Here is a 12,596-nt window from a genome sequence, read left to right on the forward strand (position 1 = left end):
GGACGTGACCGGCACCGTGACCCTGGCCGAAGGCACCGAGATGGTCATGCCTGGCGACAACGTGTCGTTCGGCGTTGAGCTGATCGCCCCGATCGCGATGGAAAACGGCCTGCGCTTCGCGATCCGCGAAGGCGGCCGCACTGTCGGCGCCGGTGTTGTGTCGAAAATCATCGAGTAATCGATAGGCGGTGATGAGATTATTCGTCGAATGATCTCGGACACAACTGTTGAACGTAAGAAGGCCGTCCCTTGTGGGGCGGCCTTTTTCTCATCACAATTCTGGGTATGTTGTGGAAAACGAACAAAGCGTATTCCGTCAAAATGCAAAAAATCAATTTTGAAACAGCCAGACTGGCACTTCTGGCAACGATTGCACTGAATTTCTCGGGTGCTGAGGGGTATTCCAAACCTCTGCTGACGAGCTCGCAATCGACCTACGCCTCGGCCTGTCTGGAACAACCAGAATCGCCGGAACGATTGATTGAAATCTGTCAGCGGGGCTTGGGCGGCACCGGTGCTTCAGACCGACAACGTATCGAAATGCTGGACCGAATGGCCTGGGCGCATTTCGACCTTGGCGAATATGACAAATCGGATACGGCGTTTTCTGAGATTCTGGATATCGATCCAGACGCAGAACCGGGTCTGCAGGGGCGGGCCTGGATGCTGTACTATCAGGACAGTTATGACGAAGCCGCTGTATGGTTTCGCAAAGCGGTGTCCCGCAAGCCCACAGCAGAAAGCCTGTCGGGTTTGGCCGCCAGCGTGCGTCGCAGCGGGCAGGTGAATTTTGACGAATACGAACAACGTATGCGCCTGGCGATTGCCCTGGACCCGAAATACACGTGGGGTATCAGGGAACTGGCCTGGGGCTTGAGTGACCATGGGCGGTATGAAGAGGCGCTGGCGTTGTTCCGGTCAGCGACGGAAATCGATCCGCAGGATTCAAATGCGGAATACGGGATTGCCTATATTCTGTCTGAACGGGACTCGTGGGAAGAGTCCTTTACCCATATCACCCGTGCGTTGGAGATTAATCCTGACTATATCAGCGCAAAGTCCCGACGCTCGTTGATCCTGCTGATGCTGGACAGGCCAAAACAGGCGAAAAAAGATGCTGAGGCGGTCATCGCTGCCTGGCCAGATAGTACAGATGGCTATGTGCGCAAGGCGCGGGCGTTGTCAGCACTGGGTCGCCGGGCCGAGGCACATCAAATCCTGGAAACCGCGGAAGAAAACATCGGAGCCGACAGTTACCTTCTGTTCTGGCGCGCCGATCTGCTGGTTGATGATTTTGAGTATGAAGCGGCGCTTGTACAGATACGGCGCAGTGTCCGAATGGAGGATGCGAACCACTTTGATCACCGCCTTCATGCTGAGATTGCGCTCTGGTTGAATAAAACGGTGGAAGCGCGCGGTGCCATCGATCTGGCGCTGGCGGACAATCCTGACGACACTCATCTGCATTTTGTGGATGCGCTGGTGATGCTCAGCGAAGGTGAATTCAAAGCCGCCGAACGCAGGTTCGACGACGCAATCACGACCGGGTTGTCCGAGGACTATTTGCCGGAGTTCCTTGAGGCGTTGGTGGCCGAGGGGCGGTTTATGCAAGCCATCGCAATGCGCTTGCGATACGCCACTTCAACGCAGGGATAGCGGAGCCAAGCCGCGATTCAGCGGGCGTTTGGTCAGCAGGCCGTAGACACGGCCGCGGCCCGTACTGCGCGGATGTTCTCCCCATAAACTTCGGGGCTGGACACCGAACCGCCTTTGAAAACAGCGGACCCTGCGACCAGAACATCGGCACCTGCGGCCGCTACCAGGGGCGCGGTCTGTGGATCAACGCCGCCGTCGATCTCGATATGCACCGGGCGGTCGCCGATCATCTGGCGCAGTTTGCGGACCTTGTTCGTCATATCAATGAACTTCTGACCGCCGAAGCCGGGGTTTACGGTCATGACGCAGACCAGATCGGTCAGGTCCAGCAGATGCTCGACCGCTTCGGCCGGGGTGCCGGGGTTCAGCGCGACACCAGCCTTCATGCCAGCCGCCCGGATGGCCTGCAGGGTGCGGTGGGTGTGCGGTCCGGCCTCGACATGGGCGGTCAGGATATCGGCGCCGGCGTCAGCATAGGCCTGAATGTAGGGGTCGACAGGCGTGATCATCAGGTGGACGTCCATCACCGTCTTTACATGCGGGCGAAAGGCTTTGACGGCGGGCGGGCCAAAGGTCAGGTTCGGGACGAAATGGCCGTCCATCACGTCGACATGAACCCAATCGGCGCCCTGGGCCTCGATGGCCTGAATTTCTTGCCCGAAATTGGCGAAATCGGCGGACAGTATCGACGGGGCGATCTTGATGGTGCGGTCAAAGCTCATGGCGGTCTCGTGTCAGCTGAAGAGTCGACCCGCATATACCTGTGCCGTGCCGTAAAGGGTAGCCCCCGCAGCTCGCGCGCCGTTACAAACTATCACCACACCGACACATGGTCGCTGAATGGCCTCTGTAGGCGACTTCCAACACGAACTAGGGGTGGCGCGAGCTGCGTATCGAGAAACTGACCAAACGCTTCGGCGACAATGTTGCTGTGGACGCGGCGACGCTGGATGTGGTCTCGAACGTGCTGCACGGCACGCTGAATCGCCACTTGGCGCTGTCGACCATGTTCAACCTGTTTCCGATGAACCAGATCCACCGCGCCATCGGCATTCTGATTCTTCTGGGCATTGCCGAGCACGGGCCGAAGCTCTGTCGGGCGGCCAGCAGCAGGTCGCCATTACGCCCGCCCTGATGCAGGCACTGCGCCGCATCCACGACGAGGGCGGCCGCACCGTCATCGCCAACCTGCACATGCTGGACATCGCCAAGAAGGATTTGATGGACGCCGAAGCCACCATCCGAGCCCACCCCCCTCCCTTTTCGTCGGCCGGCCCAAGGAAAGGCCGATACATCCACTTGGGAAAGGACAGATGAAAAACCTGATTGCTGCACTGGCGACCACTGCACTGGCCGCATCAGCCACGGCCCGGAAGATCTGCGAGTTCCACTTTGGCATTCCGGGCGGCGAGAACGCTCAGGATCCTCTGAACAACAATGAATGTCTGCGCGTCAACACCGAAGAAGCACTGGGCGTCCCGGCCACACTGTTGGCGTCGGGTTGCGCGAAACCTACCTGTCTGACCCCGAAGCCGGTGAGCCGGTTCTGGTCAAGGTCAACACCGATGGCGGCTATGGCTATTTCTCGGTCGGCTTTACCCGCAAGGACAGTAGCATCACCTCGCTGGAAGACATGAAGAGCAAAGCTTTTGGTTTCGGTGATCCAAACTCGACCTCGGGCTAATTGATCCCGTCGATCGAAATCCCTGCTGCCACCGGCGCGACAATGGAATCCGGCGCCTGCTTCGGTGAAGTCAAGTTCACCCGCGATCACGAGCAGACCATCGTTGCGGTCAACAACCGCGACGCTGATGGTGGCGTGACCTGGGCCGACGGTCCGGTCGACATGAACGACGTGGTCGAAACACTGAATATCGCCGCCTCGGTCCTGATCGGAACGATTGTGGGGACGTTCCTATCGCTGATGTCGACGCGCGGGATGGCCAATTGGCCGTTGCTGATCTCTTTGTTTCGGCGCATCTCGGACATATTCCGGGCCATCCCCGAGGTCGTCATAGCGCTGGGTCTGATCATCATTCCGGGCGGCGGCCCCGGTGCCCGCGTTGGTCGCCATTGCCATTCACACGGCGGGCGCATTGGGCAAGCTGTTTTCTGAGGTGAACGAAAACGCCTCGCTGAAGCCGGTCGATGGGGTGCAATCGGTGGGCGCCAACTGGTCGCAGCGCATGTATTTGGGCGTGATCCCGCAGGTCGGGCTGAACCATGTCAGTTATGCCTTGCTGCGGTTCGAGATCAACATCCGCGCCTCGGCATTCTGGGTTTCTTTGGTGCGGGCGGTCTGGGGTATGAGCTGCGCAACGCGATAACCTGGGGGCAGGGGCGTTACGGTGAAGTCGCCGCGATTTTCATTCTGTCGTTCGTCACAATTGTCGTTGTGGATCAAATTTCCCGTTATCTGCGCACTGGTCTGGCCAATGGGTCGGAAAAAGGAGCCAAGGCATGAGTATCTTTGCAACCAACCTGACCGTTGATGAGTTGAGGCCCGAGGCAGGCCGGCTGTTCAATCGCAAGCGCATGAAGAATTTCAGCCTGCCCGCGTTGGTTCTAACCTATCTGGTATATGTGTTCTTTGCCCTCGACGTACCGGGTTTGGCCGTGCGGGTGAACTGGGGCAATGGTAAGATACTGGTTTTGGACAGCCACAGCTACAATACCCACATTGAGCGGGACAACCGCTCGGGCGAAGTGTCCGCGACCAACGAAGGCGAGCGCATGGGCACGAACCCCGCAGGTTAGGCCCCGGATTGGGTGGTGCTGGGCGAGAACACGTTGATTGATCTGGAAATTGGGCACGTCGTGCGCTCTGGCTCTGAGACCGTTGGACATGACATTTCCGGCTATGGCACCGTTCGGGCGACGCCTTCGCGCGCAGCCGGGTGCAGGCAGAACTGCCCGAAGGTGATGTGCCTGACTGGATCAGCGTGTCCAAGAACTGCCTGACTGTCGACACCGATGCGGGGCGTCTGACCGTAACCCGCAACCGGTCCGAGGTGTTCCGTTACTTCACCGGGTGGGAGCTGTTCTGGTTCACGCTCGACAGTCGGAATTACGGCAAGCCCTTCCCCGAGTTGGCCGGGCGGGCCATGAACGGTGAGGCCGGTGCGACACTGAACGAATTCTGGACCAACAAGATGTGGCGGCATCAGGATGTGGCCTGGGCGATCTTTGAAGCCATTCTGATGGCATTTCTGGGCACGTTCGGTGCGGCCATGGTCGCCCTGCCGCTGGCCATTCTGGTGACCGACACGGGCACCTTGGGCAAGATTTTTCCGGAGGCGCTGGAGAACGTGGACAACAAACAGATCGAGGGCGTCCCATTCACCGGCGCCAACGCGCCGAAACGTTACCGCTTTGGTGTGATCCCGCAAGTGACGCCGGTGTTGCTGAGCCAACGGCGCTATGTCTTCGAATCCAACAGCCGCAGCCGCCGGGTTGAGCAAGGACCAAGGACGAAAGACGATGCCGCGCCTGCGCCCGGATCAACCGTTCATTCACCCCGGCTGCCAGATTGCGAAAAGTGACTTTGGTGCGTATGTCGAGATCGGCGAGTTCGCCAATATCCCCAGTTTCACGCGGATCGGGGCAACAGAACACCCAATGGAAAAGGCGTCTCAGCACCATTTCCTGTACCGGTCCGCAGATTACTGGGACGATGCCGAGGACGATCAGGACTGGTTCACCTATCGCGCCAGCCGCAAGGTGGTGATCGGGCATGACACATGGATCGGCCACGCGGCGATCATCAAACCCGAAGTGACGATTGGCCACGGCATGGTGTTGGCATCAGGCGCTGTGGTGACCAAGGATGTCGACCCGTAAACCATCGTTGGTGGTGTGACAGTCAAACCGATCCGCCGCCGGTTTTCTGAGGAAGTAACCGAGCGGATGCTGACCTTGGCGTGGTGGAACTGGGACAACCCGCGCCTGCGCGCGGCATTGTCGGACTTCCGATCACTTGGCGCCGAAGTCTTTCTTGAAAATTACGAATAAGCCGGTTGTGTCAGAGACAGGAAATGCTCCCGCACCCGCACGGGCATCGGCTGCGCCGATCCCCCTTGGCGGCTTTGGGCCCGGCGCCGCGCAAAGCGCGGCGCTACGCCCAACGGGATGAGACCTCCGCAAGGAGGTTGAAGACGGGCGGGAGACCTGCGTCGTCTAGTCGTCGTTCAGGGTCAGTGTGACCCGTTCCCCGGCGAAAACAGTGCGCCCGTACTCAACCGGGACCCCTGAAAGATCGGCGTTCACCCCGGTAGAAAACAGCACCGGTGCGCCTTCGGGCAATTGCAGATGCAGAGCCTGCGTTGCTGTCGCGCCCCGCGCGGTCAGGCGGGTGGAAACACGGGTGTAATCCGCGACGCCGCAGCGTTGCAGTGCTTTGGTCACGGATTGGGCCTCTTGCAGAGCTGTCAGGATGTCGGGCAGTCGATCTGCTGGAAAAACGCTCTGAAACAGGCCGATGGGTTGGCCGTCGGCCAGTGACAACCCGTCATATACATGCACCTTGTCGCCCGCAGTCAGCCCCAGCGCCTCGGCTTCGGTGTCATCCGCCACACGGGTCGTCAGCGAGAGGATTGTTTTGCCGGGTATCTTGCCGCTGGCCGAGATACTCTTGTGGTACCTGACCCGTTTGCCAATCGGATAATCGGTCGGTCGCGCGGCCACAAACACACCCGCGCCGCGCCGGGCATGCACCAACCCCTGTTCGGCCATATCCGCCAATGCGCGCCGCACCGTGTGCCGGTTGACCCCATGCTGCGCCGCCAGTTGCGCCTCGGTCGGCAGGCGATCTCCGGTGTTGTAACGCCCCTCGGCGATGTCCGAGGTCAGGCTCAGCGCGATGCTTTTCCAGACCGGTGTTTTGTTCATGTCACCAAACTTTCACAGTGTCGCGGATTGCGGGACTCACTTTTGGGGTGTAATATTTGTCTAGTTGTATAGTTCAAATAGACAACCCAGCCAAGGGGTTTCGATGGCGGATCAACAGAACATGGCAATCGCTGCACGCAAGGAGTGGATGGGTCTGCTGGCCCGCGCTCCGGAAGACGCGTTGATGGAATTGTGGGGCGAGGTTGGCGTGCCCCCAAGCTTTGACTGGCTCCGCAGCCCCGAGGTTGGGGGCGTGATGGTGCGTGGTCGGACGGGCGGTACAGGTGCGCCGTTCAACCTGGGGGAAATGACTGTCACGCGCTGTTCTCTGGTGCTGACGGATGGAACGGTCGGGCATGGCTATGTGCAGGGTCGGTCGAAGCGCAAGGCTGAGGCCGCGGCGCTGATCGACGCACTGATGCAGACCGACGCTGCCGGGGACATTCGTGCCCGTGTGATCACACCGCTCAGCCAGCAGATGAGGGCAGCCCGGATGGCCCGCGCTGCGAAGGCGGCGGCAACGAAGGTCGAGTTCTTCACGCTGGTACGGGGAGAGGATTGATGAACGCGCAGACCCAGTTCTTGGGCGGGTTCGAAAACGCGCCGATCGACGCAGCCCACGCCTTCCGCGCCGCAATGACGGTTATGGCGCGGCCCGGTGAGATCCGGTTGATCTCGGGTGCGCAGCCACCCGCGCCTTTGTCCGTGGCGGCGGGGACGTTGCTGCTGACGCTATGTGATCCGGACACGCGCGTGCATCTGGCGGGCGCGCTGGGCACGGATGCTGTGCGTCAATGGCTGACCTTCCATACCGGTGCGCCGATTTCACAAGCGTCCGAGGCGGATTTTGCCGTCGGGACATGGTCGGCCCTTGCGCCGATGTCGAAATACCGCATCGGAACGCCCGAGTACCCGGATCGCTCGGCCACGCTGATTGTCGAATGTGACGATCTGCAACACGCGGGTGCGGTGCTGTCTGGCCCGGGTATCAAAGACACCGCGCTTCTGTCGCTGCCGGACGTACCGCCACTTCGGGCCAATGCGGCGCTCTACCCCTTGGGCTGTGACTTCTTCTTCACCTGCGGTGACAGGATTGCGGCCCTGCCACGCAGCACGCAAATCAGGGCAGAGGGTTAGACCATGTATGTTGCTGTCAAAGGGGGCGAAAAGGCCATCGATAACGCTCATGCCTGGTTGGCCGAAGAACGCCGGGGATCGACGGATATTGCCGAGTTGAGCATCGCCCAAATCCGCGAACAACTGTCGCTGGCGGTGAACCGCGTGATGGCCGAAGGCTCTTTGTACGATCCGGATCTGGCGGCGCTGGCGATCAAGCAGGCGCGTGGGGATCTGATCGAGGCAATCTTTCTGATCCGCGCCTATCGCACGACCTTGCCCCGGTTCGGCTATTCCAAACCGGTGGAAACCGGAGAGATGACCTGCGACCGCCGCATCTCGGCCACGTTCAAGGATGCGCCGGGCGGGCAGGTGCTGGGGCCGAGCTTCGATTACACCCACCGGCTGCTGGATTTCAAACTGGCGGCCGAGGGCGAGGTTCCCGCAGCCCCCGAAGCACAGCCGCGCATGGAACAAACGCCGCACATCACCGGATTCCTCAAGGGCGAGGACATCATTCAGGACGAACCCGCTAGCAATGAACCTCCGGGCGATCTGACCCGTGAACCGATGCAGTTCCCGGCCGGTCGCCCCCTGCGCCTGCAATCGCTGGCCCGAGGGGATGAGGGGTTCGTGCTGGGCATGGCCTATTCGACTCAGCGCGGCTATGCCCGCAACCATGCGTTTGTGGGTGAACTGCGCATCGGCAAAGTCGCGGTCGAGATGGACATCCCCGAGCTGGGTTTTGCTATCAACCTCGGTGAGGTCGAGCTGACCGAATGTGAGACCGTCAACCAGTTCAAGGGATCAAAGACAGAACCACCTCAGTTCACCCGCGGTTATGGGCTGGTCTTCGGCCAGTCGGAACGCAAGTCCATCGCTATGGCCCTGGTCGACCGCGTGCTGCGTTGGGAAGAACTGGGAGAGGACAATCTAGGCGCCCCCGCGCAGGATGAAGAGTTTGTCCTGAGCCATGCCGACAACATTCAGGCCACCGGCTTCCTCGAGCATATCAAGCTGCCGCATTACGTCGATTTCCAGTCCGAACTGGAACTGGTCCGCAAACTGCGCCGCGAGGCCGAAGAACGGATCACTTCGAGGGAGGCTGCGGAATGACCTTAGGGACCAGACTGTTCAGCGCAGGTGGCTTCGGCACGTGTCTGCGGTTCTGCTTTCCCGGATCGGGCGCTGTTGCGTTTCGAACACAGATGCGACGCACCAACCGAACACCAGACCCCCTTTGGGTCTCTCTGTTGCGCGCGGCGGCGATGTCTCGCGTGACGGTTATGTCTGAAGAGATATGCCAAAATGACCAAAAAGAACGCGGTAACAACAATTACGTCCATAAAAACACCAAAAAAAAGCGAAGTACAAAAAATGAATGAGTATAATTTCGCATATTTGGACGAACAAACCAAGCGGATGATCCGCCGTGCCATCCTGAAGGGGTTGGCGGTCCCCGGCTATCAGGTCCCGTTTGCCAGCCGCGAGATGCCGATGCCCTATGGTTGGGGCACCGGAGGAGTTCAGGTCTCGGCCGCGACGCTGACGCCGGATGATACCTTCAAGGTGATCGATCAAGGGGCGGATGACACCACCAACGCCGTCTCGATCCGCAAGTTCTTTGAGAACACCGCAGGCGTCGAGACCACCGAGGAAACCGAAAAGGCCACGGTCATTCAGACCCGTCACCGCATTCCCGAGGCAAAGCTGACCGAGGATCAGATTCTTGTCTATCAGGTGCCGATCCCGGAACCTTTGCGGTTCCTGGAGCCGCGCGAGACCGAGACGCGCAAGATGCACAGCCTCGAGGAATACGGGCTGATGCACGTGAAGCTGTACGAAGATATCAGCCAGCATGGCGCGATTTCGACCGCCTACGCCTATCCGGTGAAAGTGTCGGGGCGGTACGTGATGGACCCGTCTCCGATCCCGAAATTCGACAATCCCAAGCTGGAAATGGACGCAATCCAACTGTTCGGAGCCGGACGGGAACAGCGCATCTACGCGGTGCCGCCGCATACTCAGGTCGTCAGCCTCGATTTCGAGGATTACCCGTTCGAGGCAACCAAGGCCGACCACCCCTGCGACCTGTGCAGCGCCGAGGACAGCTATCTGGACGAGGTGATCATGGATGACGCAGGCAACCGGATGTTTGTCTGTTCCGACACCGATTTCTGCCGGTCCCGCCGCGCGCAGGGCCACGAAGGGCGCATGAGCAAGGAGGGTGCAGCATGACTCCGTTGTTGCAGGTCAAAGGCGTCGAAAAGCGGTATGGCGCGCGGATCGGCTGCACTGGCGTCAGCTTCGATCTTTACCCCGGTGAGGTGATGGGCATTGTCGGTGAAAGCGGATCCGGCAAATCGACCTTGCTGAACTGTCTTGCGGGGCATCTGGAGCCCGACGCGGGGCAGGTGATCTTTGACACCCGAGCCGATGGTCCGGTGGATACGGTGACCATGTCGGAACCCGAACGGCGGATGCTTGGCCGTACCGATTGGGCTTTTGTCCACCAGCACGCCCGCGACGGGCTACGCATGTCGGTGAGCGCGGGCGGCAATATTGGTGAACGCCTGATGGCCGTTGGCGACCGACACTATGGCCAGATCCGTGATCGGGCGATTGACTGGTTGGGCCGGGTCGAGATCGACGGCGCCCGTGTGGACGAACGCCCGACCGCGTTTTCGGGCGGGATGCAGCAACGGTTGCAGATCGCGCGCAATCTGGTGACAGGGCCTCGGCTGGTGTTCATGGACGAACCGACCGGCGGGCTGGATGTCTCGGTTCAGGCGCGGCTGCTGGACCTTCTGCGCGGGCTGGTGCGTGAAATGGGGCTAAGCGCCGTCATCGTCACACATGATCTGGCCGTGGTGCGCCTGTTGGCGGACCGGTTGATGGTGATGAAAGACGGTCACGTGGTCGAGGCCGGTTTGACCGATCAGGTGCTGGATGATCCGCAACATGCCTATACGCAGCTGCTTGTGTCCAGCGTTCTGCAGGTTTGAGTATTTGGGAAAAGATGAAGTGCGATGATTGAGCTTAAGGACGTTAGCAAAAGCTTTACTCTGCATAACCAGGGTGGTGCAGTGATCCCGGTGATGGAAGGCGCCGCGTTGAAGGTTGCGCCCGGTGAATGTGTCGCGCTTACGGGTGGGTCGGGGGCGGGCAAGTCGACCCTGATGCGGGTGATCTACGGGAATTATCTGGCAGCCTCGGGGCAGGTTCTGGTCGGTGGTCTGGATGTGGCCCGGGCCGAGCCGCGCGAGGTTCTGAGGTTGCGCCGCGAGACGCTGGGCTATGTCAGCCAGTTCCTGCGCGTGGTGCCTCGGGTGCCGACGCTGGATGTGGTGGCGGAACCTCTGCTGGCCATCGGGTGCGACCGTCAGACAGCGCTGGACAAGGCAGCGGCTTTGCTGACACGCTTGAACATTCCCGAACGTCTGTGGGCGCTGAGCCCGACAACCTTTTCCGGGGGCGAGCAGCAACGGGTCAACATCGCCCGGGGTTTTGCGCATGACTATCCGGCGATGTTGCTGGACGAACCCACGGCCTCGCTGGATGCGCAGAACCGGGAAACGGTGCTGTCGCTGATCAAAGAGGCCAAGGCGCGCGGTGCCGCGATCGTGGGTATTTTTCACGACGTCGACGCGCGCGAACGGGTCTGTGATCGTGAGATCAACGTCTCTGATTTCACCCCCGGGGCTGCCGCATGAGCCTTGCGCCGGTCATAGCGGTTGTTGGCCCCTCGGGTGTTGGCAAGGACAGCGTGATGGCGGCGCTGGAAGCCCGTGCACCGGGTTTTGTTCGGGCGCGTCGGGTGATCACCCGCCCCGAAGGTGAAGAGGGCGAGGATTTCGACCGTGTGTCCGTTGAAGCCTTTCAACAGATGGTGGCCGAGGGTGCCTTTGTGCTGCACTGGCCCGCGCATGGCTTGTTCTACGGGGTGCCCAAGGGAATTGAGGATCTGCGGAACCAGCCGGACGCGGTTCTGGTCAACCTGTCCCGCTCGGTTCTGCTGCAAGCGCAAGAGGTGTTTGGCGATCTGATCGTGATCTCTCTGACCGCCGACCCCGAGATTCTGGCACACCGTCTGTCTGCGAGGGCCCGTGAATGCGCCCGTGAACAAGCGCGGCGGCTGGCTCGTGCAACGAAACCTCTGCCAGAGGGGCTGTCCCGGGTCATCGAGATTGACAACTCGGGGTCGCTGGAAGCGACGGTTTCCGCCATCCTGTCCCAGCTTCAACCGGAAAGGGTGTAGCGATGGATCAGATGAAAGCGTCCGTCGTTGGCCTCGCCCGCAAGCGCCAGATCGGTGATCCGGAACGGGGTGGGCAGCAGGGGAGCAAGCCTCGATTGCAGCGTGTCCTGAACTGCGTTCAGCGTCGGCTTGTTCAGCTTGCCGCTGAGGGTGATATGAAAGCGGAAGGCCTCCATCACATACGGGTAGCCCCATTGCACCAGGTTGGCGTCCTGTTCGGGCGACAGGCCAGCGGCGCGGCGGCGCTCCAGTTCGGCCTCGGATGCAGGCGCGCGAAAGCTATCCAGGTCGCGTACACAGGCAGCAGCAAGTGCGTTCAGCGCGGTCTCATCCCCCAGCGGGCGCAGGGCCAGAAACCGTCCGAGGCGGGCGATGTCCAACCCCTCCAACGTGACCGGAGGTTGCGCTTGCGCAATCTGCGCAAAGGCCTCGGTCAACGTCTCCACCGACTGCCCGTCACGCAGGCGGAAAGGCGGTTTCATCGTCGCGTGCAGCCCGTATTTACGCGGCACCTCGCTAACGGCCGCAATATCCACGCCATCGATCACCGGATGCGGGACAGCCTTGCCGGTTTCCATGTCCCAGCCCAGCCAATTGGTGGCGAATTTCACCCATTCAGCCCCGGCTGGCGGCGCGAAATAGATCGCGTATCGCGTGAATGTCACATTGGCCTCCTATG

11 protein-coding genes and 6 pseudogenes are annotated in these 12,596 nt (G+C 60.6%); 14 read left to right on the forward strand and 3 right to left on the reverse strand.

Annotated elements, in window-relative coordinates; all coding sequences use genetic code 11:
* Positions 1 to 178: pseudogene (gene tuf / locus ACOQFT_RS02170) on the forward strand (elongation factor Tu); the annotation flags it as partial.
* 143 nt (positions 179 to 321) lie between these two features.
* Entirely contained in the window at positions 322 to 1,656 is a 1,335-nt protein-coding gene (locus ACOQFT_RS02175; protein ID WP_421596432.1) for a tetratricopeptide repeat protein, read from the forward strand.
* Between the two features lie 32 nt (positions 1,657 to 1,688).
* On the opposite strand, the gene rpe is transcribed toward ACOQFT_RS02175, so the two are convergent.
* Complete coding sequence (rpe, locus tag ACOQFT_RS02180) at positions 1,689 to 2,378, reverse strand: ribulose-phosphate 3-epimerase (RefSeq protein ID WP_421596433.1); 690 nt, start codon at positions 2,376 to 2,378, stop codon at positions 1,689 to 1,691.
* Positions 2,379 to 2,602: 224 nt separating this feature from the next.
* On the opposite strand from rpe, the pseudogene ACOQFT_RS02185 reads away from it, so the two are divergent.
* From ACOQFT_RS02185 to ACOQFT_RS02205, 5 pseudogenes are all read left to right on the forward strand, one after another.
* A pseudogene (locus tag ACOQFT_RS02185) lies at positions 2,603 to 2,871 on the forward strand (phosphonate ABC transporter ATP-binding protein); the annotation flags it as partial.
* Between the two features lie 98 nt (positions 2,872 to 2,969).
* A pseudogene (locus ACOQFT_RS02190) lies at positions 2,970 to 3,511 on the forward strand (PhnD/SsuA/transferrin family substrate-binding protein); the annotation flags it as partial.
* Positions 3,512 to 4,120: pseudogene (locus ACOQFT_RS02195) on the forward strand (PhnE/PtxC family ABC transporter permease); the annotation flags it as partial. It abuts the pseudogene before it with no gap.
* Positions 4,117 to 5,111 (forward strand): annotated as a pseudogene (locus ACOQFT_RS02200) (PhnE/PtxC family ABC transporter permease); the annotation flags it as partial. The pseudogenes ACOQFT_RS02195 and ACOQFT_RS02200, both read left to right, overlap by 4 nt.
* Positions 5,112 to 5,136: 25 nt before the next feature.
* A pseudogene (locus tag ACOQFT_RS02205) lies at positions 5,137 to 5,667 on the forward strand (chloramphenicol acetyltransferase).
* Positions 5,668 to 5,832: 165 nt separating this feature from the next.
* Here the strand turns inward: ACOQFT_RS02205 and phnF are convergent.
* Positions 5,833 to 6,543, reverse strand: coding sequence for a phosphonate metabolism transcriptional regulator PhnF (gene phnF / locus ACOQFT_RS02210; protein WP_421596434.1), 711 nt, complete (start codon positions 6,541 to 6,543; stop codon positions 5,833 to 5,835).
* 103 nt (positions 6,544 to 6,646) lie between these two features.
* Here phnF and phnG point away from each other — a divergent pair, with 103 nt between their 5' ends.
* From phnG to ACOQFT_RS02245, 7 genes are all read left to right on the forward strand, one after another.
* Positions 6,647 to 7,105 carry a phosphonate C-P lyase system protein PhnG gene (phnG, locus tag ACOQFT_RS02215; protein WP_421596435.1) on the forward strand — a complete coding sequence of 153 codons (459 nt, stop codon included), beginning with the start codon at positions 6,647 to 6,649 and terminating at the stop codon, positions 7,103 to 7,105.
* A complete protein-coding gene (gene phnH, locus ACOQFT_RS02220) occupies positions 7,105 to 7,680 on the forward strand; it encodes a phosphonate C-P lyase system protein PhnH (RefSeq protein ID WP_421596436.1) in 576 nt (191 codons plus the stop codon). Before phnG ends, phnH begins: the two co-directional genes overlap by 1 nt.
* A gap of 3 nt (positions 7,681 to 7,683) precedes the next feature.
* On the forward strand, positions 7,684 to 8,775 hold the full coding sequence (locus tag ACOQFT_RS02225) for a carbon-phosphorus lyase complex subunit PhnI (RefSeq protein ID WP_421596437.1): 1,092 nt from the start codon (positions 7,684 to 7,686) through the stop codon (positions 8,773 to 8,775).
* Positions 8,776 to 9,036: 261 nt separating this feature from the next.
* The gene (locus tag ACOQFT_RS02230) at positions 9,037 to 9,897 is read left to right on the forward strand and encodes an alpha-D-ribose 1-methylphosphonate 5-phosphate C-P-lyase PhnJ (RefSeq protein WP_421596438.1); all 861 of its coding nucleotides are present in this window, start codon (positions 9,037 to 9,039) and stop codon (positions 9,895 to 9,897) included.
* Entirely contained in the window at positions 9,894 to 10,664 is a 771-nt protein-coding gene (phnK, locus tag ACOQFT_RS02235) for a phosphonate C-P lyase system protein PhnK (protein ID WP_421596439.1), read from the forward strand. The genes ACOQFT_RS02230 and phnK overlap by 4 nt, the downstream gene beginning before the upstream one ends.
* Positions 10,665 to 10,688: 24 nt before the next feature.
* Positions 10,689 to 11,372 carry a phosphonate C-P lyase system protein PhnL gene (gene phnL / locus ACOQFT_RS02240; protein ID WP_421596440.1) on the forward strand — a complete coding sequence of 228 codons (684 nt, stop codon included), beginning with the start codon at positions 10,689 to 10,691 and terminating at the stop codon, positions 11,370 to 11,372.
* Positions 11,369 to 11,917, forward strand: coding sequence for an AAA family ATPase (locus ACOQFT_RS02245; RefSeq protein ID WP_421596441.1), 549 nt, complete (start codon positions 11,369 to 11,371; stop codon positions 11,915 to 11,917). Before phnL ends, ACOQFT_RS02245 begins: the two co-directional genes overlap by 4 nt.
* On the opposite strand, the gene ACOQFT_RS02250 is transcribed toward ACOQFT_RS02245, so the two are convergent.
* On the reverse strand, positions 11,899 to 12,582 hold the full coding sequence (locus tag ACOQFT_RS02250) for a DUF1045 domain-containing protein (protein ID WP_421596442.1): 684 nt from the start codon (positions 12,580 to 12,582) through the stop codon (positions 11,899 to 11,901). The two genes, ACOQFT_RS02245 and ACOQFT_RS02250, sit on opposite strands and share 19 nt — an antisense overlap.
* Positions 12,583 to 12,596 lie beyond the last annotated feature (14 nt).

The sequence above is a fragment of the Ruegeria sp. MALMAid1280 genome, from assembly GCF_049195285.1.
Lineage (GTDB): Bacteria > Pseudomonadota > Alphaproteobacteria > Rhodobacterales > Rhodobacteraceae > Ruegeria.

What these genes read in the sequence shown, in the direction of transcription:
- ACOQFT_RS02175 (WP_421596432.1), top strand. Translation starts at nt 322, where the DNA reads ATGCAAAAAATCAATTTTGAAACAGCCAGACTGGCACTTCTGGCAACG.
- rpe (WP_421596433.1), bottom strand. Translation starts at nt 2,378, where the DNA reads ATGAGCTTTGACCGCACCATCAAGATCGCCCCGTCGATACTGTCCGCC.
- phnF (WP_421596434.1), bottom strand. Translation starts at nt 6,543, where the DNA reads ATGAACAAAACACCGGTCTGGAAAAGCATCGCGCTGAGCCTGACCTCG.
- phnG (WP_421596435.1), top strand. Translation starts at nt 6,647, where the DNA reads ATGGCGGATCAACAGAACATGGCAATCGCTGCACGCAAGGAGTGGATG.
- phnH (WP_421596436.1), top strand. Translation starts at nt 7,105, where the DNA reads ATGAACGCGCAGACCCAGTTCTTGGGCGGGTTCGAAAACGCGCCGATC.
- ACOQFT_RS02225 (WP_421596437.1), top strand. Translation starts at nt 7,684, where the DNA reads ATGTATGTTGCTGTCAAAGGGGGCGAAAAGGCCATCGATAACGCTCAT.
- ACOQFT_RS02230 (WP_421596438.1), top strand. Translation starts at nt 9,037, where the DNA reads ATGAATGAGTATAATTTCGCATATTTGGACGAACAAACCAAGCGGATG.
- phnK (WP_421596439.1), top strand. Translation starts at nt 9,894, where the DNA reads ATGACTCCGTTGTTGCAGGTCAAAGGCGTCGAAAAGCGGTATGGCGCG.
- phnL (WP_421596440.1), top strand. Translation starts at nt 10,689, where the DNA reads ATGATTGAGCTTAAGGACGTTAGCAAAAGCTTTACTCTGCATAACCAG.
- ACOQFT_RS02245 (WP_421596441.1), top strand. Translation starts at nt 11,369, where the DNA reads ATGAGCCTTGCGCCGGTCATAGCGGTTGTTGGCCCCTCGGGTGTTGGC.